This window comes from Pseudomonas sp. LSJ-87 (genome assembly GCF_032971465.1).
GTDB lineage: Bacteria > Pseudomonadota > Gammaproteobacteria > Pseudomonadales > Pseudomonadaceae > Aquipseudomonas > Aquipseudomonas putida_Z.
Genome location: NZ_JAWJYQ010000051.1, coordinates 1 through 20,555, shown reverse-complemented (window position 1 = coordinate 20,555; position 20,555 = coordinate 1). Strand labels below are relative to the sequence as shown.

Genomic DNA, 20,555 nt, shown 5'->3' with positions numbered 1-20,555 from the left:
GAATGCTCCTTTTCGTGGACGAACCCGAAATTTGGGTGCCTCACTTACTAGGACGAATGAGAACGGAAAAACTGCAGCCCACGCGCAAAAAAAAGCCTGGTTCTGTTCAAGACGTTCCATTGCCTGGTAATACGTAAAATTTTCATGTGGCCATTCGTCTGATCGGGATGACCCCCGAACCCGAGGAGTGCCCGTGTTTCCACTTTCCCGCCCCATGACTTGCGCTGGCCTGGCTGCCGCCCTGGTAGCCTTCAGCGTTGGCGCAGCGCCGGTGCAGTCCGCCGCCGCCGATGCCAGTGCGCAGATTCGACGAACCAGTTACGGGGTGCCGCACATTGTGGCCAAGGACGAGCGCGGCCTGGGCTATGGCATCGGCTACGCCTACGCCCAGGACAACCTGTGCCTGCTGGCCAATGAAGTGCTGACCGTGAGTGGCGAGCGCTCACGCTACTTCGGTGCCAAGGGCAAGACCCTGGAACAGCGTGACAACCTGGCCAGCGATGTATTCTTCGCCTGGCTCAACACGCCGGCGGCAGTCGATGCGTTCTTGCAGGCGCAGCCCGCGCCGGTACAGGCGCTGCTGGCAGGTTATGCCAGCGGCTACAACCGGGCGCTGGCCGAGCGCCGCAGCCAGGGGTTGCCTGCCGAATGTGGCAACGGCGAGTGGCTGCGGCCGATCAGCAGCGAGGACCTGGTCAAGCTGACCCGTCGACTGCTCGCCGAAGGCGGTGTCGGGCAGTTCGTCGAAGCGCTGGCGGGGGCGCAACCACCAACGCTGGCCAGCCAGCAGGCGCCGGAAGGGTTTGCCGCGGCGCTGGCCAGGCAGCAGCGTTTTGCCACGGAACGCGGTAGCAATGCGGTGGCCGTCGGGGCGCAACGTTCGGCCAATGGCCGCGGCCTGTTGCTGGCCAACCCGCACTTCCCGTGGATGGGGGGTATGCGCTTCTACCAGATGCAGCTGACCATTCCCGGCCAGCTCGACGTGATGGGGGCGGCATTGCCGGGCCTGCCGGTGGTCAACATCGGTTTCAACCAGCATCTGGCCTGGACGCACACCGTCGACACATCGAAGCACTTCACCCTGTACCGCCTGCAACTCGACCCCAAGGACCCGACCCGCTACCTGCTCGATGGCAAGTCGCTGCCGCTGGCCCGGCAAACCGTCAGCGTTGCGGTCAAGGCCGAGGATGGCAGCCTGAGCCAGGTACAGCGCCAGGTCTACAGTTCGCAGTTCGGCCCGGTGGTGCAATGGCCGGGGCGCCTGGACTGGGATGCGCATGCTGCCTACAGCTTGCGCGACGCCAACCTCGAGAACACTCGGGTGTTGCAGCAGTGGTACCAGATCAACCATGCCGACAGCCTGGCTACGTTGAAAGGCTCGATCGAACAGCTGCAGGGTATTCCCTGGGTCAACACGCTGGCGGTGGACCCGGCAGGCAAGGCCTTGTACCTGAACCAGTCCGTGGTGCCATATGTGGATCAGCAACTGCTGAGTGCGTGCAGCAACCCGCAGGCACAGGGGCGCCTGGTGGTACTGGATGGCTCACGCAGCGCGTGCCAGTGGAAGGTCGATGCGCAGGCCGCGCAGCCGGGGATCTTCCCTGCGCGGCTGCTGCCGAGCCTGGAGCGCGAGGATTTTGTGCAGAACTCCAACGACCCGGCCTGGATGGCCAACCCGGCGCAGCCGCTGACCGGTTACTCGCCGCTGGTCAGCCGCAGTGACCAGCCGCTGGGCATGCGTGGCCGCTTTGCCCTGCAACGCCTGCAGGGTACGGCCCGCCTGGGCGTTGATGACCTGCAGCGCATGGTGACCGATGACGAGGTGTACCTGGCCAGCCTGCTACTGCCTGACCTGCTGCAGTGGTGCAAGGGCGCCGATGCGGATGTGCGGGCGGTATGCAGCAGTCTGGCGGCCTGGAATGGCAAGGCTGACCTGGACAGCGGCATTGGCCTGGTGCATTTCCAGAACCTGTTCGATGCCCTGGCCGAGCACCCGGAAAGCTGGCGGGTGGCCTTCGACCCGGCCGACCCGCAGCACACCCCGCGCGGGCTGGCGGTAGAGCAGGCGGCCGTGCGCAAGCTGCTGCACCAGGCCGCGCTGGCGTCGCTCAAGCAGGTGCGTGACAGCGGCATGGCAGGGGACGCGCGCTGGGGGCAGGTGCAACAGGCGAGCGATGGCACGCCGGTGCCGGGTGGCCCGCAGGCGTTGGGCGTGTACAACGCGATCTACAGTGTGCCGCACGGGCAGGGCAAGCGGCTGGTGTCAGTGGTACCAGCTACCTGCAACTGGTCAGCTTTACCGACAAGGGGCCGCAGGCCCGTGGGCTGTTGGCGTTTTCCCAGTCGAGTGAAGCGGCTTCGGTGCATGCCGGTGACCAGACCAAGGCGTTTGCGGCCGGAAAACTGGCGGTGATTCCGTTTACCGAGGCGCAGATCAAGGCTGACCCGGAGTACCGGGAAGTGGTGATCAGTGAGCGGGACAAGGGGGCGCTGGTCAGCCGGCCTTGAGGCGTTAGCCTGTGCCTGCCTCTTCGCGGGTAAACCCGCTCCCACAGGTACTGCACCAGGGCTGCAAGCGGCACGATACCTGTGGGAGCGGGTTTACCCGCGAAGAAGGCGACTCGGTCGGTCAGGAAACTCGAGCGACGCCAGCTGAAACCCTTGGCGCACGGGCAGGGCAAGCGGCTGGTGTCAGTGGTACCAGCTACCTGCAACTGGTCAGCTTTACCGACAAGGGGCCGCAGGCCCGTGGGCTGTTGGCGTTTTCCCAGTCGAGTGAAGCGGCTTCGGTGCATGCCGGTGACCAGACCAAGGCGTTTGCGGCCGGAAAACTGGCGGTGATTCCGTTTACCGAGGCGCAGATCAAGGCTGACCCGGAGTACCGGGAAGTGGTGATCAGTGAGCGGGACAAGGGGGCGCTGGTCAGCCGGCCTTGAGGCGTTAGCCTGTGCCTGCCTCTTCGCGGGTAAACCCGCTCCCACAGGTACTGCACCAGGGCTGCAAGCGGCACGATACCTGTGGGAGCGGGTTTACCCGCGAAGAAGGCGACTCGGTCGGTCAGGAAACTCGAGCGACGCCAGCTGAAACCCTTGGCGCACGGGCAGGGCAAGCGGCTGGTGTCAGTGGTACCAGCTACCTGCAACTGGTCAGCTTTACCGACAAGGGGCCGCAGGCCCGTGGGCTGTTGGCGTTTTCCCAGTCGAGTGAAGCGGCTTCGGTGCATGCCGGTGACCAGACCAAGGCGTTTGCGGCCGGAAAACTGGCGGTGATTCCGTTTACCGAGGCGCAGATCAAGGCTGACCCGGAGTACCGGGAAGTGGTGATCAGTGAGCGGGACAAGGGGGCGGTGGTCAGCCGGCCTTGAGGCGTTAGCCTGTGCCTGCCTCTTCGCGGGTAAACCCGCTCCCACAGGTACTGCACCAAAGCTGCAAGCGGCACGATACTTGTGGGAGCGGGTTCACCCGCGAAGAAGGCGACTCGGTCGGTCAGGAAAACTCGAACGGCGCCAGCTGAAACCCTTGCTCGTCAACCTGCAAGGCCCAGCCACGGCGGTCCCAGTCGCCCAGCACGATACGCCGTGCCGGTTGCCCGTCGACCACCAGCTTGTGTATCGCCGGCCGATGGGTATGCCCATGCACCAAGGTACGTACACCATGCGCCGCCATCACCTTCGGCACTTCCTCCGGCGTGACATCGACGATCTCGGTGGACTTCATCCGCGTTTGCGAGCGGCTTTCGCTGCGTAGCTTGCGTGCCAGCTTGTAGCGGGCCGAAAGCGGCAGGTGCCGCAACACCCACAGGCTCAGCGGGTTGCGCAGCAAGCGGCGCATTTTCATGTAGGCCAGGTCGCGGGTGCACAGGGTATCGCCATGCATCAGCAGCACCTGCTCACCACCCAGCTCGATCACGCAGGGGTCGTGCAGCAACGTGCAGCCCGCAGCGTCGCAGAAGGCCTGGCCAATCAGGAAATCACGGTTGCCATGCATCAGGTAGATGGCCGTGCCGCTGTCGCTCAGCCGCCGCATGGCCTGGCAGACCGACTGCTGGAAGGGTGTCATGGCGTCGTCGCCGATCCAGGCTTCGAAGAAGTCGCCAAGGATGTACAACGCCTTGGCGTGGCGGGCACGGCCATCGAGCAGATCAAGAAACGCCCGGGTAATGTCCGGGCGTTCTTCTTGCAGGTGCAGATCGGAGATCAGCAGGATCACTCAACGATCTCGGCTTTCTCGATGACCACGTCGTCCTTCGGCACGTCCTGGTGGCCAGCCTTGGAACCGGTGGCGACCTTTTCGATGGCGTCGACGATTTCACGGCCTTCGATCACTTCGCCGAATACCGCGTAGCCCCAGCCCTGCACGTTCTTGCCGCTGTGGTTGAGGAAGTCGTTGTCGGACGAGTTGATGAAGAACTGCGCCGAGGCGGAGTGCGGCTCCATGGTACGGGCCATGGCGATGCTGTACTTCTTGTTCTTCAGGCCGTTGTCGGCTTCGTTCTGGATGCTGGCGCGGGTCTTCTTCTGGCTCATGCCAGGCTCGAAGCCGCCGCCCTGGATCATGAAGCCCTTGATCACACGGTGGAACACGGTGCCATTGTAGTGGCCGTCCTTGACGTACTGAACGAAGTTTTCGGTAGTCAGCGGCGCTTTCTCGGCGTCCAGTTGCAGGACGATGTCGCCGTGGTTGGTGCTCAGTTTGACTTTGGACATGCTGAAACTCGCTCTTTCAAGGCAATCGGAATTAGGATGCGCAGGGCGCGGGTTATCACCTGACGCAGGATCAGGCGATCGCGACACATGGCGCGCACTGGCCATTTTGCCAGGCTGCGGCAAAAAGCCGTGATAAATCACGCCAGTTTGTCCGGGCCCGACTGTCAGCAGCTTGACTGCTTCGGCTATGATAGGCCCTTTGATTCAATCGGCCTACCCAGGCCGGACACGTGCATTCAAGGATCCTATGAGCAAGCCCACTGCCGACAACGCGCCCAACGCCGCTGCCAAAGGCGCCCCCGCTGTCCCTGCGAACTTCCTGCGGCCGATCATCCAGGCCGACCTGGACTCGGGCAAGCACAGCAGCATCGTCACCCGTTTCCCGCCGGAGCCCAATGGCTACCTGCACATCGGTCACGCCAAGTCGATCTGCGTCAACTTCGGCCTGGCCAAGGAATTCGGGGGCGTCTGCCACCTGCGTTTCGACGATACCAACCCGGCCAAGGAAGACCAGGAGTACATCGACGCCATCCAGAGCGATGTCAAGTGGCTGGGCTTCGACTGGGCCGGCGACGTGCGCTACGCCTCCGACTACTTCGACCAGTTGCACGACTGGGCGGTCGAGCTGATCAAGCGCGGCAAGGCCTACGTCTGCGACCTTACCCCCGAGCAGGCCAAGGAATACCGTGGCAACCTCAAGGAGCCGGGCAAGAACAGCCCGTTCCGCGAGCGCAGCGTTGACGAGAACCTCGACCTGTTCGCCCGCATGAAAGCCGGCGAGTTCAAGGATGGCGAGCGCGTGCTGCGGGCCAAGATCGATATGGCCTCGCCGAACATGAACCTGCGCGACCCGATCCTGTACCGTATCCGCCATGCCCACCACCACCAGACCGGTGACAAGTGGTGCATCTACCCGAACTACGACTTCACCCATGGCCAGTCGGACGCCATCGAGGGCATCACCCACTCGATCTGCACCCTGGAGTTCGAAGGGCATCGTCCGCTGTACGACTGGTTCCTCGACAACCTGCCGGTGCCGGCACACCCGCGCCAGTACGAGTTCAGCCGCCTGAACCTGAACTACACCATCACTTCCAAGCGCAAGCTCAAGCAGCTGGTGGACGAAAAGCACGTCGAAGCCTGGGACGACCCACGCATGTCGACCCTGTCCGGCTTCCGTCGCCGTGGCTACACCCCGGCCTCGATCCGCAACTTCTGCGAAATGATCGGCACCAACCGTTCCGACGGTGTGGTCGACATGTCGATGCTCGAGTTCAGCATCCGTGACGACCTGGACCGCACCGCACCGCGCGCCATGTGCGTGCTGCGCCCGCTGAAGGTGGTCATCACCAACTACCCGGAAGGCCAGGTCGAGCAGCTCGAACTGCCGCGCCACCCGAAGGAAGACATGGGCGTGCGCGTGCTGCCGTTCTCCCGTGAACTGTACATCGACCGTGACGACTTCATGGAAGAGCCGCCGAAGGGCTACAAGCGCCTGGAACCGGCCGGTGAAGTGCGCCTGCGCGGCAGCTACGTGATCCGCGCCGACGAGGCGGTCAAGGATGCCGACGGCAACATCGTCGAGCTGCGCTGCTCGTACGACCCGGACACCCTGGGCAAGAACCCGGAAGGCCGCAAGGTCAAGGGCGTGATCCACTGGGTGCCGGCCGAGGGCAGCGTCGAGTGCGAAGTGCGCCTGTACGACCGCCTGTTCCGCTCGCCGAACCCGGAAAAGACCGAGGAGGGCGGCAGCTTCCTGGACAACATCAACCCAGGCTCGCTGCAAGTGCTCAGCGGCTGCCGTGCCGAGCCGTCGCTGGCCCAGGCGCAGCCCGAGGACCGCTTCCAGTTCGAACGCGAAGGCTACTTCTGCGCCGACCTGAAAGACAGCCAGCCGGGCCGCCCGGTGTTCAACCGCACTGTCACCCTGCGTGACTCCTGGGGCAGCTGAGGAACCGCCGTGCTTACCATCTACAACACGCTGAGCAAAGCGAAGGAAACCTTCAAGCCGCTGGATGGCAACAAGGTGCGCATGTACGTGTGCGGCATGACCGTATACGACTACTGCCACCTGGGCCATGGCCGCAGCATGGTGGCCTTCGACCTGGTCACCCGCTGGCTGCGCAAGAGCGGCTACGAGCTGACCTATGTGCGCAATATCACCGACATCGATGACAAGATCATCAACCGGGCCAACGAGAACGGCGAAAGCTTCGACGCCCTGACCGCCCGCATGATCGACGCGATGCACGAAGACGAGCGCCGCCTGAACATCCTGCCGCCGGACCAGGAGCCGCGTGCCACCGACCATATCGCCGGCATGCACGCGATGATCCAGACCCTGATCGACAAGGGTTATGCCTACGCACCGGGCAATGGCGACGTGTACTACCGCGTCGGCAAGTTCGTCGGTTACGGCAAGCTGTCGCGCAAGAAGATCGAAGACCTGCGCATCGGTGCCCGTATCGAGGTCGACGAAGCCAAGCAGGACCCGCTGGACTTCGTGCTGTGGAAGGGCGTCAAGCCGGGCGAACCGAGCTGGGAATCGCCATGGGGCCCGGGGCGTCCGGGCTGGCACATCGAGTGCTCGGTGATGTCCACCTGCTGCCTGGGTGAAAGCTTCGACATCCACGGTGGCGGCAGCGACCTGGAGTTCCCGCACCACGAGAACGAGATTGCCCAGAGCGAGGCGGCCACCGGCAAGCAGTACGCCAACGCCTGGATGCACTGCGGCATGATCCGGATCAATGGCGAGAAGATGTCCAAGTCGTTGAACAACTTCTTCACCATCCGCGACGTGCTCGAGAAGTACCACCCTGAAGTGGTGCGTTACCTGCTGGTGGCCAGCCACTACCGCAGCGCGATCAACTACTCGGAAGACAGCCTGCGCGATGCCAAGGGCGCACTGGAGCGCTTCTACCACGCCTTGCGCGGCTTGCCACGGGTGGCGGCCAAGGGTGGCGAAGAGTTTGTCGAGCGCTTCAGCGTGGCCATGAACGACGACTTCGGCACCCCCGAAGCCTGCGCCGTGCTGTTCGACCTGGTGCGCGAGATCAACCGCCTGCGCGACAGCGACCTTGAGGCCGCTGCCGGCCTGGCCGGTCGCCTGCGCGAGCTGGGTGATGTGCTGGGTGTGCTGCAGCTGGAAGCCGATGACTTCCTGCGCGCCGGTGCCGAAGGCAAGGTGGATGCCGCTGAGGTCGAGGGCTTGATCCAGGCGCGCCTGCAGGCGCGTGCGGACAAGAACTGGGCCGAGTCCGACCGCATTCGCGACCAGTTGACCGCCATGGGTGTGGTGCTGGAAGACAGCAAGGGTGGGACTACCTGGCGTCTGGCCGACTGATCGATGTCATTGGGGCTGCTGCGCAGCCCATCGCCGGCAAGCCAGCTCCCACAGGAACCGCGCAATACTGAAGAACTGCGCAGTCCCTGTGGGAGCTGGCTTGCCGGCGATGGGCCGCATAGCGGCCCCAGCTTCTATCTGGCTAGCCCGGCGAGCGGGCAGTGCAGTACCAGCCTCGCCCCACCCAGCTCGCTTTCCCCCACCTCCAGCCCGAACCCATGCAGGTCGACGATCGCCGCAACGATCGACAACCCCAGCCCGAACCCCGCATGGCGGTGGCCTTCATCGCTACGGTAGAAGCGCTTCAGCACTGCCGCCCGTTCCTCTTCCGGAATACCCGGCCCGCTGTCCTCGATCGCCAGGTGCAGCCCTTTGTCGTCCTGCGTCGCAGTAATCCGCACCAGCCCACCCTCGGGCGTGAACTTGATGCCGTTGCCCACCAGATTGGCCAGTGCCTCGAACAGCAGTTCGCGGTCACCATGCAACGCTGGCAGTTCGGCTGGCTGCTGCAGTTCCAGGCGGATGCCGACGTCTTCGGCCAGCGGCAGGTAGAAGTCGTGCAACTCCACCAGCAGTTCGTGCGGGTCAAGCTGGACGAAACCGGCCCGCCGCTGGCGGTCTTCCAGTTCGCTGATACGCAACAAACCGCGAAAACGCGCCATCAGGGTATCGGTTTCGCCGATGGCCTGGTCCAGTGCCTCGGCCTGGGTGGAGTCGACGTCACTTTGCTGGCGAATGCGGTACAGCTGGGCGCGCAGGCGGGTGAGCGGGGTGCGCAGGTCGTGGGCGATGTTGTCGCACACGCCCTTGACCTCGTGCATCAGCCGCTCGATGCGGTCGAGCATGGCGTTGACGATGGCCGCCAGCATGTCCAGCTCGTCACGCCGGGCCGACAGCGGCAGGCGGTGGGTTAGGTCACCGGCGACGATCAGCTCGGCCTGGGCCTGGATCGCGCGAATGCGCTTGAGCGGGCGGCGCCTGAGCAGATACCAGCCGGCAAAGCCCGGGATCAGGGTCAGCGAGATCCCCCAGAGCAGGGCATGCAGGATGATCCGGGTGACCACGAACAGCGAGCCGTTGTCGCGCACCAACACCAGCCAGCGGCCATCCTGCACCTTGATCGCCACCGCGTCGCAGCTGTCACGCGGCATGTGCGGGTCGTCGGCGTCCAGGCAGCGCTTGAGTTCGTGAACCTTGCCGTCCAGCCCCAGCTCTGGCGGGATGGCGCGAATGCGCCCGCCGATCGGGTTGAGCTGGTTGTCGAACAGGCCGTAGGCGTCGAAGCTGCGCTCTTCGAAGGCCTGGCTGGCGACCAGGGCGTCGTCCAGCTGTTTGCCGCTCATGTGCGCGAACAGGTGCTGGCGCTGCAGCATCGAATGGCGGGTGAGTTTGTTCAGGTAGCTGGACACCTCGAAGTACAGCACCCCCATGAGGATGCTGCTCCAGGCCACGAACAGAAAGCTGTACAGCGCCAGCAGGCGGCTGGTCGAGGAGCTCCAGCCCTTAGACGGGTTCAGCAATGGCATAGCCGGAGCCCCGTACCGTACGGATCAGCGGCGACTGGCCGGGTGAGTCGATTTTCTTGCGCAGGCGGCCGATGTGCACATCGATCAGGTTGGTGCCCGGGTCGAAGTGGTAGCCCCAGACTTCCTCGAAAATCATCATCCGCGTGATCACCTGGCCGCTATGGCGCATCAGGTACTCCAGCAGCTTGTATTCGGTGGGCAGCAGGTTGAGGGTCTGTTCGCCGCGGCGGGCTTCGTGGCTGATCAGGTCCAGTTGCAGGTCGGCGACCTGCAGGCGGGTCTGGGTCATGGGCACGCTGTTGCGGCGCAGCAGCACTTCGACCCGCGCGGCCATCTCGTCGGAGGCGAACGGTTTGGTCAGGTAGTCGTCACCCCCGGCACGCAGGCCGCGTACCCGCTCGTCGACGTCGGAGAGGGCGCTGATCATCAGGATCGGCGTGGCGATCTTGAGGCTGCGCAGGGTGGTGACGATGGTCAGGCCATCGACCTCGGGCAGCATGCGGTCCAGGGTAATCAGGTCGTAGCCGCCGGCAATGGCCTTGGCCAGGCCTTCACGGCCATTGTCGGCCCAATCCACCTCAAGGCCGTGGCTGGTAAGTTCGGCGACGATTTCCTGGCCGGTGACGGCGTCGTCTTCGATGGTCAGTACGCGAGGCATGCTGGTTCCCGGGCATCTAATGGAGACTTGATTGTGCCAAAGAATAGCCAAACGGCGATTTAAGAAAAATTCATCTGGCGCGTTTTGCCTGCACTGGCCCTATCGCCGGCAAGCCAGCTCCCACAGAGACCCCACAGGCCCCGAAGGCAGCGCAGTACCTGTGGGAGCTGGCTTGCCGGCGATAGGGCCCTGAAAGGTACAAAGCAACCCTCTAGCGTGCGCCGATACCCTCGGCATGCATGATCTGCGCAATGATCGGCACCGGAGTCATCAGGTGCGAACGCATCATGGCGCTGGCGCGCTTGGCGTCCCGGGCCAGAATCACTTCGACCAATGCCGCATGCTCCTGGCGCTTGAGCTCCAGGGCCTGTTCGGAAAACACCGTCTGGGTCAGCCACAGGTGCCGGTAGCGCTCGGCCTGATCGAACAGATAGGTGCGCGCCTGCAGCAGGTGCTTGGAGCCGCAGCCTGAGGCAATGGCCGTGTGGAACGCCTTGTGCCGTTCGTCCCATACATCCAGGCGTTGCTCGCGGGTTTTCACTTCCACCACCTTGGCCAGGGTATGCGAATGGGCCAGTACCGACGCCTCCCAGGCGTCGTCGCCACGTTCGATGGCCAGGGTGATGATCATCGCCTCCAGGTTGGCGCGGGCATCGTAGATGTCGTTCATCTCGTCCAGCGACATGGGCGCCACACGGTAGCCCTTCTGGCTGATCGCGTTGACCAGGTGCTCGGCCACCAGCTGCGACAGTGCTTCGCGCAGCGGGCCCACGCCCAGGTCGTAGCGTTCCTTCAGGGTGCTCATCAGCAGCTTTTCTCCGGGCTTGAACACGCCGCGGATGATGTCCTTCTTGAGCCTCTCATACCCGCTGAATGCTGAGTTTTGTCGGGGGGCGAGCGCTTCCAAGGTCCTGTTCCTCAAACGGTTTTGTCGATCATACCGAAAGCGTTCGCTGGCGAAAAACAATGGACAAACACTCGTTTTGTCTGTGAAAAATAAAAATGTAGACATTTTGTGTTTATGGCGATAATTTTAGCTCGCCCGCACTGATCCAGGTCATGACCGGACGGCGCCACTCACTTTCTCTGCCAGGACACTGCCATGAACGCTTTTACGCAGATCGACGAACTTGTGATGCCACTGCCGCTCGAACCGCGTGGTTTCACCATCGCCCCCTCGAAACAGTCGCCGCGCCTGCTTGAGCTCACCTTTGCCCGCGAAACGGTCGAAGCGTTCGTCCAGGCTGTTGCCCAGTGGCCGGTGCAGGCGCTGGAGTACAAGTCGTTCCTGCGCTTCCGGGTTGGCGAGATCCTTGACGAGCTGTGCCAGGGCACCCTGCGGCCGGTGCTGCTCAATACCATCCTCAACCGCGCCAGCGGCGGCATGCTGATCACCCCGGTCGGCCTGGATGACGTGAGCCAGGCCGAGGACATGGTCAAGTTCACCACCGCCTGCGCACACCTGATCGGCCGCTCCAACTACGACGCCATGAGCGGCCAGTTCTATGCCCGCTTCGTGGTGGTCAACACCGACAACTCCGACAGCTACCTGCGCCAGCCGCACCGGGTCATGGAGCTGCACAACGACGGCACCTTCGTCAACCAGATCACCGACTACGTGCTGATGCTGAAGATCGACGAAAAGAACATGGAAGGCGGCAACTCGCTGCTGCTGCACCTGGACGACTGGGAACAGTGCGACGAATTCTTCCGCCACCCGCTGGCCCGTCGCGAGATGCGCTGGACCGCACCGCCGAGCAAGAAGGTGTCCGAGGATGTGTTCCACTCGGTATTCGACACCGATGCCGAAGGCCGCCCGACCATGCGCTACATCGACCAGTTCGTGCAGCCGGAAAACTACGAGGAGGGCATCTGGCTGAACGCCTTGTCCGAATCGCTGGAAGGCAGCGAGAAGAAGCTTTCGGTTCCGGTTGGCGTGGGTAGTTTCCTGCTGATCAACAACCTGTTCTGGCTGCATGGTCGCGACCGCTTCACGCCGCACGAAGGCCTGCGCCGCGAGCTGATGCGCCAGCGCGGTTACGTGGCCTTCCCCAAACCGCTGTACCAGCGCGGGCAATAATGACAGGGCGCGGGGCGGGCGCCCGCCCACGCGTCTTTGCACAAAACGATGCCACCAGGGCCCGCGCGGGCCTTGGTGAGCCAGTCAGGCAATGCCTGCGTGTGAGGTAAGGCTGTGTACGATTTCATCATCATTGGCGGTGGCATTGTGGGCATGTCCACGGCCATGCACCTGATCAAGGTCTACCCGGATGCGAAGATTCTCCTGCTGGAGAAAGAGTCCGGCCCGGCCCGCCACCAGACCGGCCACAACAGCGGCGTGATCCACGCCGGCGTGTATTACACCCCCGGCAGCCTCAAGGCGCGCTTCTGCCTGGAAGGCAACAAGGCCACCAAGGCCTTCTGCACCCAGCACGGTATCCGCTTCGATGAGTGCGGCAAGCTGCTGGTGGCCACCAACGACCTGGAAATGCAGCGCATGAAGGCGCTGTGGGAACGTACCGCGGCCAATGGCCTGGAGCGCTACTGGCTGTCGGCGGCCGAGCTGCGCGAGCGCGAGCCCAATATCGTTGGCATGGGCGGCATCTTCGTGCCCTCCAGCGGCATCGTCAATTACGCCGAAGTGACTGCGGCCATGGGCGCCGAGTTCCAGCGCGCCGGCGGTGAAATCCGCTATGGCGCCGAGGTGGTCGGCCTGCAGGAGCTGGCCAGCGAAGTGGTCGTGCGCACGCGTGGCGACCATCATGACGATGAGTTGCGCAGCCGTTTCCTGGTGACCTGCTCGGGCCTGATGGCCGACCGCGTGGTGAGCATGCTGGGCCTGCGGACCGAGTTCGTCATCTGCCCGTTCCGTGGCGAGTACTACCTGCTGCCCAAACAGCACAACCAGATCGTCAACCACCTGATCTACCCGATTCCCGACCCGTCCATGCCGTTCCTGGGCGTGCACCTGACACGCATGATCGACGGCACCGTGACCGTTGGCCCCAACGCCGTGCTGGCGATGAAGCGCGAGGGCTACCGCAAGCGCGATGTCAGCCCCAGCGACCTGTTCCAGACCTTGACCACCCCCGGCATCCTCAAGGTGCTGGCGAAGAACTTCCGCCCTGGCCTGATCGAGATGAAGAACTCGCTGTTCAAGGGTGGCTACCTCAAGCAGGTCCAGAAGTACTGCCCGAGCATCACCAAGGCCGACCTCACGCCTTACCCGGCCGGCGTGCGTGCCCAGGCCGTGTCGCGTGACGGCAAGCTGATCGACGACTTCCTGTTCGTCAACACCGCTCGCAGCGTCAATGTGTGCAACGCACCGTCGCCGGCCGCCACCTCCGCCATCCCGATCGGCGCCTACATCGTCGACAAGGTATGCGAGCAGGTCGGCCGTCAGGGCGGCAGTTTCCCCAAGGCCGATCTGGCGCCCCGTCAGCGGGCTGCCGGCTGACCTACCCGTAATACGTTCTGCGGTTTCGTTTTACTCAACCCGTGCTGCCCTACTCACCATCTGGGGCAGGGCGGGCTTTTTCGCGCCTGCGTCGGTGACGTGCAAGCCGGCGGCCCCTGCGTGGGCATGACAAAAACAACAAGGTAGCGCCATGCAAACCCACAAGAACAATTTGAGTCATGGATTGAAATCCCGGCATGTCACCATGCTGTCCATTGCCGGCGTGATCGGTGCCGGCCTGTTCGTCGGCTCCGGCCGTGCGATTGCCGAAGCAGGGCCCGCCACCATCCTGGCCTATATCCTGGCCGGCGCGCTGGTGGTGCTGGTGATGCGCATGCTGGCCGAAATGGCCGTTGCCTCGCCGGACACCGGTTCGTTCTCTACCTATGCCGACCTCGCCATCGGCAAGTGGGCCGGCTACACCATCGGCTGGCTGTACTGGTGGTTCTGGGTACTGATCATCCCCATCGAGGCCAATATCGCCGCCACCATCATCAATTCCTGGGTCCCGCAGCTGGAGATCTGGGTCTTGTCGCTGGTGATTACTCTATTGCTGACTGCCACCAACCTGTTCAGCGTGAAGAACTACGGTGAGTTCGAGTTCTGGCTGGCGTTGGTGAAGGTGGTGGCCATCGTCAGTTTCATCGCGCTGGGGGTGTGCGCCATCTTCGGCCTGCTGCCAGGCTCAGGTGTCAGCGGCGTGTCGCGCCTGTGGGATAGCGGCGGCTTCATGCCCAACGGTTTTGGTGCGGTGCTCAGCGCCATGCTGATTACCATGTTCTCGTTCCTCGGTGCCGAGGTGGTGACCATCGCCGCGGCCGAATCCGACGAAGCGGGCAAGCATATTTCCAAGGCCACCAACTCGGTGATCTGGCGAATCACCCTGTTCTATATCCTGTCGATCTTCATCGTCATCGCGCTGGTGCCGTGGACCGACCCGCGCCTGGCCACCGAAGGTTCCTATGTCACGGTGCTGGACACCCTGGGCGTGCCGAATGCCAAGGCCATCATCGACTTCGTGGTGCTGACGTCGGTGACCAGCTGCCTCAACTCGTCGCTGTATACCGCGTCGCGCATGGTCTACTCGCTGAGCCGCCGCGGTGATGCACCGGCCTGTGCCCAGGTGACCAGCCGCAGCGGCACCCCCGTGGTAGCTGTGCTGCTGTCCACTGGCGCAGCTTTCCTGGCGGTGATCGCCAACTACCTGGTACCGGCCAAGGTGTTCGGCTTCCTCATGGCAAGCTCCGGCGCCATTGCCTTGCTGGTGTACCTGGTGATCGCCGTTTCCCAGTTGCGCCTGCGCCAGCGCCTGACCGCACAGGGCAAGACACTGGGCTACCGCATGTGGCTGTTCCCGTGGCTGACGTGGGGCGTGATCCTGTTCATCAGTGGCGTGCTGGTGCTGATGCTGTTCCGCCCGGACCACCGCCTGGAAGTGGTATCGACCATGGTGCTGGCGGTGCTGGTGGTGTGTTCGGGCCTTCTGGTCACACGGCGCCGGGCGCGCGAGGTGGCGGTTGGCCGCGTAGGGCAGGGCGCCTGAGCCGTTCGGCCTGAAGACAGACGAGCAAGTCGCATCAGGCTGTGAGAGGATGTCCGTCATCACAGCCAGGACCCCGAACGCAGCCTGATGAAGACACCCAAAAGAATCGAACCCCTGATCGAAGACGGCCTGGTCGACGAAGTACTGCGGCCCTTGATGAGTGGCAAGGAAGCCGCCGTGTATGTGGTGCGCTGTGGCAGCCAGGTGCGCTGCGCCAAGGTTTATAAAGAAGCCAACAAGCGCAGTTTCCGCCAGGCTGCCGAGTACCAGGAAGGCCGCAAGGTTCGCAACAGCCGTCAGGCCCGGGCGATGGCCAAGGGCAGCAAGTACGGCCGCAAGGAAGCCGAGGACGCTTGGCAGAACGCCGAAGTGGCGGCGCTGTTCCGCCTGGCCGGCGCTGGCGTGAGGGTACCCAAGCCTTACGATTTCCAGGACGGCGTGCTGTTGATGGAGCTGGTGACCGATGCCGACGGTGACGCGGCGCCACGCCTGAACGACGTGCACCTCGAGGCCGAGGATGCCCGCGCGTTCCATGCCTTCGTCATTCGCCAGATCGTGCTGATGCTGTGTGCCGGGCTGGTGCATGGCGACCTGTCGGAGTTCAACGTGCTGCTTGGCCCGGACGGGCCGGTGATCATCGACCTGCCGCAGGCGGTGGATGCAGCGGCCAACAACCATGCCTTCAGCATGCTGCAGCGCGATGTGGCCAACATGGCCCATTATTTCGGGCGCTTTGCGCCGGAGCTGAAAAGCACCCGGTATGCGCAGGAAATGTGGGCCCTGTACGAGGCGGGCGAACTGCGCCCGGACAGCCCGCTGACGGGCCTGTTCGAGGATGACGAGCATGCGGCTGACGTGGCCGGGGTGATGCGCGAGATCGATGCGGCCCGGCTGGATGATGCCCGCCGGCGCGCCGCGCGGGCCGAGGCTGAGCATGGGGCGGCCAGGGCAGAGGAGCCTGCGCCGCCCTGGCTGCAGTAATAGGTTGCCTGCACTGGCCTCTTCGCGGGTAAACCCGCTCCCACAAGTACAGCGCGAATCCTGTGGGAGCGGGTTTACCCGCGAAGAGGCCGGCACAGTAAAAATGCAGCCATTGCCTTTGACGCAAGACAATATCTCGTCATCTGGCCTTTTCACTGGCGCGTGACAGGCATAAGGTATACGCCGTTCAAATTCCCTGGAGCTGTCATGTCCAACCAATTCCCGTCCGTTCGTCCACGCCGCCTGCGCCAGAACGAGTCCCTGCGCACGATCTTCCAGGAAACCGAGTTCCGCCTTGAAGACCTGATCCTGCCGATCTTCGTCGAAGAGGGCATCGATGACTTCGTGCCGATCACCAGCATGCCGGGCGTCAACCGCATCCCCGAGAAGCTGCTGGCCCAGGAAATCGAGCGCTATGCCCGCGCCGGTATCAAGTCGGTGATGACCTTTGGCGTTTCGCACAACCTGGACGCCGTCGGCAGCGACACCTGGAACGAAAACGGCCTGGTCGCGCGCATGTCGCGCATCTGCAAGGACACCGTGCCGGAAATGGTGGTGATGTCCGACACCTGCTTCTGCGAATACACCAGCCACGGCCACTGCGGCGTGCTGCACGACCACGGCGTGGACAACGACGCCACCCTGGCCAACCTGGGCAAGCAGGCGGTCATCGCCGCTGCTGCCGGTGCCGACTTCATTGCCCCGTCGGCGGCGATGGACGGCCAGGTCCAGGCCATCCGCAGCGCGCTGGATGGTGCCGGCTTCCACGACACCGCGATCATGGCCTATTCCACCAAGTTCGCCTCGTCGCTGTATGGCCCGTTCCGTGAAGCCGGTGGTACCGCGCTGAAGGGCGACCGCAAGAGCTACCAGATGAACCCGATGAACCGCCGCGAAGCCGTGCGTGAGTCGCTGCTCGACGAGCAGGAAGGGGCGGATGTGCTGATGGTCAAGCCGGCCGGTGCCTACCTCGATGTGATCGCCGATATCCGTGCCGCCTCGCGCCTGCCGCTGGCGGCGTACCAGGTGAGCGGCGAGTACGCGATGATCAAGTTCGGCGGCCTGGCTGGCGCCATCGATGAAGGCCGTGTGGTGCGTGAAAGCATTGGCGCGATCAAGCGTGCCGGTGCCGACCTGATCCTCACCTACTTCGCCATGGACCTGGCCCGCGAAGGCATCTGACCGCGAGCCGTTGCCCATGCGAGCCGCTGCCATCGCAGCGGCTTTTCTTTGCCTGTGCCGCAACCGGTGAGGAAAAGCACAAAAAAACCGTAAGCGCTGAATTATTTAGTGTCCCGTTGTATCTCATCCCTTAGAGCATTCATCGACAGGGATACGGACATGAAACCTCGCAAGAAAAGCCTCCAGCCAATCGGCCTGAAGGACATCACCATCGTCGACGACGGCAAGATGCGCAAGGCAATCACCGCGGCAGCCCTGGGCAATGCCATGGAGTGGTTCGACTTCGGCGTCTACGGCTTCGTCGCCTACGCCCTGGGCAAGGTTTTCTTCCCCAATGCCGACCCGAGCGTGCAGATGATCGCGGCGTTGGCCACGTTCTCGGTGCCGTTTCTGATCAGGCCTCTGGGCGGGCTGTTCTTCGGTGCCTTGGGTGACCGCTTCGGGCGGCAGAAAATCCTCGCTGCGACCATCGTGATCATGTCGCTCAGCACCTTCGCCATCGGCCTGATACCGTCCTATGCCAGCATCGGTATCTGGGCGCCGATCCTGCTGCTGCTGGCCAAGATGGCCCAGGGCTTCTCGGTGGGGGGCGAGTACACCGGCGCGTCGATCTTCGTCGCCGAATATGCCCCTGACCGAAAACGGGGGTTTCTCGGCAGTTGGCTGGACTTCGGCTCGATTGCCGGGTTCGTGTTGGGTGCCGGTGTGGTGGTGTTGATCTCTACGGTGCTGGGTGAGGACAAGTTCCTCGAGTGGGGTTGGCGCCTGCCGTTCTTCCTCGCCTTGCCGCTGGGCATCATCGGCCTGTACCTGCGCCATGCGCTGGAGGAGACGCCAGCCTTCCAGCAGCACGTCGACAAGCTGGAGAAAGGCGACCGCGAAGGCCTGGCGACCGGGCCCAAGGTGTCGTTCAGGGAAGTGGCCACCCAGCACTGGCGCAGCCTGGTGACCTGCATTGGCGTGGTGATCGCCACCAACGTCACTTACTACATGCTGCTCACGTACATGCCCAGCTACCTGTCGCACAACCTGCACTACAGCGAAGACCATGGCGTGCTGATCATCATCGCGATCATGGTCGGCATGCTGTTCGTGCAGCCGATGATCGGGCTGCTCAGCGACAAGTTCGGCCGTCGACCGTTCATCATCGTCGGCAGTATCGGCCTGTTGGTGCTGGCCATCCCGGCATTCATGCTGATCAACAGCGGCGTGCTGGGGGTGATTTTTGCCGGGTTGCTGATCATTGCCGTGCTGCTGAACTTCTTCATCGGCGTGATGGCCTCGACGCTACCGGCAATGTTCCCCACGCACATCCGCTACAGCGCCCTCGCCAGCGCCTTCAATATCTCGGTGCTGATCGCCGGCCTCACCCCGACCATCGCCGCCTGGCTGGTGGAAAGTACTGGCAACCTGTACATGCCGGCCTATTACCTGATGGTGATCGCCGCCGTGGGGCTGGTCACCGGCCTGACCATGAAGGAAACCGCCAACAAACCGCTGCGCGGCGCTGCACCGGCAGCATCGGATATCGAGGAAGCGCGTGAGCTGCTGCAGGAACACCACGACAACATCGAGCAAAGGATCGAGGACATCGATGCGCAGATTGCCGAACTGGAGGCCAAGCGCAAGTTGCTGGTGCAGCAGCACCCGCGCATCGAGTGATCAGTGTGGCATGTAGCCACGCTGCCACGTCCGTGGAATGAACCGCGACACCAGGGCCAGCACGCAGGCCAGCGAGCAGCTGCCGGCCAGCGCTTGCAGGCCCAGGTGGTGCTCCAGCCAGGCACCCAGCGCGGCGCCCAGCAGCATGCCGGCCCAAGGCACCAGTTGCACCCGCCAGCCATTGCGCCGCTCGCCCAGCAGCCAGCGCCCCAGCCCACGACCGAAGCGTGACAGGGCGCCGGTGACGTAGGTCAGGCCGATGGGCAGGCCGTTCACCTGTTCGACCACGGCATTGATCATGCCCATGGCCAGTGTGGCAGCGAGCAGCGCTGGAAAGGTGGCTGCCAAGGGCCATGCGGCTGCAAAGCCCAGCAGGGCGGCGACTACCAGCAGCACCGGCCACGCCCGACGGCGGAAAGCGCGCGCCAGCAGCACGCCCAGGGCGTTGCCGACGACGAAGCCCAGCACCGCAGCACTCAGGCGCAGCACCAGGGCCAGGTCCGCATCGCTGATGGCGACGGCCAGGCGCGTGGTGTTGCCACTCATGAACGACACGAAGTCGCCCAGCGCCAGCAGGCCGATGGCATCGGTCATGCCGGCCAGTACGGACAGGCCGGCGACCAGGCCGAGGCCCACGCGGCCACGCAGCATCTGCAGGCGCAGCCGCTTGGCTGTGCGCGCGTGGAGGGTGTTGGGCAGCATCCTAGGGAACTCAGCGAGGCATTTCGCGGGCCAGGGTGCTCTTGATGGTGCGCTCCACTACATCGACCAGCACCATTGTCTGGTGGTCCACTTCGATGTTGAGCAGCTCGCCGGCCTTGTAGCTGGGGAAGGTAGTCTGGCGCAGGGTTTCCGGGATCAGGTTGATGGTGATCACATTGTCCTCGACATCGGCTACGGTCAGGCTGCAGCCGTTGACCCCGATGAAGCCGCGCGGGAACACGTACTTGCCCCATTCCGGTGGCATGCGGAACTTGATGAAGGCGCCGGTTTCCTTGATCGACAGCTCGACGATTTCGGCGGTGGTGGCGATGTGGCCGGCCATCAGGTGGCCGCCGACTTCGGCGTTCATCTTCGCCGAGCGTTCGATGTTGACGCCCTGGCCGGCCTTGAAGTTGCGCAGGTTGGTGCGCTCGAGGGTGGCGGTCATGGCGTCGAACCTGACCTGGGTGCCGTGGATTTCGGTGACCGACAGGCAGGTGCCTTCGACACTGACGCTGGCGCCGATCTTCAGCTCGTCGAGCAGTTCGGGGGTGAGGTCGATGGTGAACTGGTTGTGGCCCGGGTAGGTGGTCACATCAAGCAGAGGGCGGACGGCCTGGACGATGCCGGTGTACATGGAGTTGCTCCTGGGCACGGAAAAGAAAACTTCCGAACGCTATGCCCGTGGAGCGGTAAAAGCAAGCCGGCCATTTGTCTGGACACTTGAAACCCACAGGTATGGCGCACTCTGTCAGCTGGAGGTGACCCTGTGGGAGCGGGTTCACCCGCGAAGCAG

At 63.7% G+C, this 20,555-nt stretch carries 15 protein-coding genes and 3 pseudogenes; 11 read left to right on the top strand and 7 right to left on the bottom strand.

Translation table 11 applies throughout. The annotated features are described in order from the left end of the window. Positions 1 to 214 precede the first annotated feature (214 nt). The 3 pseudogenes from RYH74_RS23435 to RYH74_RS23425 form a co-directional block, all read left to right on the top strand. A pseudogene (locus RYH74_RS23435) lies at positions 215 to 2,508 on the top strand (acylase). 159 nt (positions 2,509 to 2,667) lie between these two features. Beyond that, positions 2,668 to 2,936, top strand: a pseudogene (locus RYH74_RS23430) (penicillin acylase family protein); the annotation flags it as partial. A gap of 159 nt (positions 2,937 to 3,095) precedes the next feature. Further along, positions 3,096 to 3,364, top strand: a pseudogene (locus RYH74_RS23425) (penicillin acylase family protein); the annotation flags it as partial. A 121-nt stretch (positions 3,365 to 3,485) separates the two neighbouring features. Here RYH74_RS23425 and RYH74_RS23420 read toward each other — a convergent pair. Continuing rightward, on the bottom strand, positions 3,486 to 4,208 hold the full coding sequence (locus tag RYH74_RS23420; protein WP_075045099.1) for a UDP-2,3-diacylglucosamine diphosphatase: 723 nt from the start codon (positions 4,206 to 4,208) through the stop codon (positions 3,486 to 3,488). Continuing rightward, the gene (locus RYH74_RS23415) at positions 4,205 to 4,705 is read right to left on the bottom strand and encodes a peptidylprolyl isomerase (protein ID WP_025338942.1); all 501 of its coding nucleotides are present in this window, start codon (positions 4,703 to 4,705) and stop codon (positions 4,205 to 4,207) included. Before RYH74_RS23415 ends, RYH74_RS23420 begins: the two co-directional genes overlap by 4 nt. A 247-nt stretch (positions 4,706 to 4,952) precedes the next feature. Here RYH74_RS23415 and RYH74_RS23410 point away from each other — a divergent pair, with 247 nt between their 5' ends. Then, entirely contained in the window at positions 4,953 to 6,656 is a 1,704-nt protein-coding gene (locus RYH74_RS23410; protein ID WP_025338943.1) for a glutamine--tRNA ligase/YqeY domain fusion protein, read from the top strand. Positions 6,657 to 6,665: 9 nt separating this feature from the next. After that, positions 6,666 to 8,048 carry a cysteine--tRNA ligase gene (gene cysS / locus RYH74_RS23405; RefSeq protein WP_025338944.1) on the top strand — a complete coding sequence of 461 codons (1,383 nt, stop codon included), beginning with the start codon at positions 6,666 to 6,668 and terminating at the stop codon, positions 8,046 to 8,048. A gap of 134 nt (positions 8,049 to 8,182) precedes the next feature. Here the strand turns inward: cysS and RYH74_RS23400 are convergent, their stop codons facing one another. The 3 genes from RYH74_RS23400 to csiR all read right to left on the bottom strand — a co-directional run bounded on the left by RYH74_RS23400 (position 8,183) and on the right by csiR (position 11,139). Then, positions 8,183 to 9,574 carry a sensor histidine kinase gene (locus tag RYH74_RS23400; protein WP_286101811.1) on the bottom strand — a complete coding sequence of 464 codons (1,392 nt, stop codon included), beginning with the start codon at positions 9,572 to 9,574 and terminating at the stop codon, positions 8,183 to 8,185. Then, complete coding sequence (locus RYH74_RS23395; protein ID WP_025338946.1) at positions 9,552 to 10,232, bottom strand: response regulator transcription factor; 681 nt, start codon at positions 10,230 to 10,232, stop codon at positions 9,552 to 9,554. The genes RYH74_RS23400 and RYH74_RS23395 overlap by 23 nt, the downstream gene beginning before the upstream one ends. A gap of 211 nt (positions 10,233 to 10,443) precedes the next feature. Beyond that, entirely contained in the window at positions 10,444 to 11,139 is a 696-nt protein-coding gene (gene csiR, locus RYH74_RS23390) for a DNA-binding transcriptional regulator CsiR (protein WP_015270630.1), read from the bottom strand. A 195-nt stretch (positions 11,140 to 11,334) separates the two neighbouring features. Here csiR and glaH point away from each other — a divergent pair, with 195 nt between their 5' ends. The 6 genes from glaH (at position 11,335) to proP (ending at position 19,057) form a co-directional block, all read left to right on the top strand. Further along, positions 11,335 to 12,312: a glutarate dioxygenase GlaH gene (gene glaH, locus RYH74_RS23385; RefSeq protein WP_075045100.1), complete on the top strand. Its 978-nt coding sequence runs from the start codon at positions 11,335 to 11,337 to the stop codon at positions 12,310 to 12,312. A 114-nt stretch (positions 12,313 to 12,426) separates the two neighbouring features. Beyond that, the gene (gene lhgO, locus RYH74_RS23380) at positions 12,427 to 13,689 is read left to right on the top strand and encodes an L-2-hydroxyglutarate oxidase (protein ID WP_075045101.1); all 1,263 of its coding nucleotides are present in this window, start codon (positions 12,427 to 12,429) and stop codon (positions 13,687 to 13,689) included. A gap of 151 nt (positions 13,690 to 13,840) precedes the next feature. Further along, positions 13,841 to 15,232, top strand: coding sequence for a GABA permease (gene gabP, locus RYH74_RS23375; protein WP_317410265.1), 1,392 nt, complete (start codon positions 13,841 to 13,843; stop codon positions 15,230 to 15,232). Between the two features lie 87 nt (positions 15,233 to 15,319). Beyond that, entirely contained in the window at positions 15,320 to 16,213 is an 894-nt protein-coding gene (locus tag RYH74_RS23370) for a PA4780 family RIO1-like protein kinase (RefSeq protein WP_025338950.1), read from the top strand. 207 nt (positions 16,214 to 16,420) lie between these two features. Further along, positions 16,421 to 17,395 carry a porphobilinogen synthase gene (gene hemB, locus RYH74_RS23365; protein WP_013972900.1) on the top strand — a complete coding sequence of 325 codons (975 nt, stop codon included), beginning with the start codon at positions 16,421 to 16,423 and terminating at the stop codon, positions 17,393 to 17,395. A 159-nt stretch (positions 17,396 to 17,554) separates the two neighbouring features. Continuing rightward, entirely contained in the window at positions 17,555 to 19,057 is a 1,503-nt protein-coding gene (proP, locus tag RYH74_RS23360; protein WP_286919460.1) for a glycine betaine/L-proline transporter ProP, read from the top strand. Here proP and RYH74_RS23355 read toward each other — a convergent pair whose 3' ends face one another. Together RYH74_RS23355 and RYH74_RS23350 are read right to left on the bottom strand one after the other, a co-directional pair. After that, entirely contained in the window at positions 19,058 to 19,759 is a 702-nt protein-coding gene (locus tag RYH74_RS23355; protein WP_075045103.1) for a YoaK family protein, read from the bottom strand. It abuts the gene before it with no gap. A 10-nt stretch (positions 19,760 to 19,769) separates the two neighbouring features. Then, entirely contained in the window at positions 19,770 to 20,396 is a 627-nt protein-coding gene (locus RYH74_RS23350) for a riboflavin synthase subunit alpha (RefSeq protein WP_075045104.1), read from the bottom strand. Positions 20,397 to 20,555: the final 159 nt, after the last annotated feature.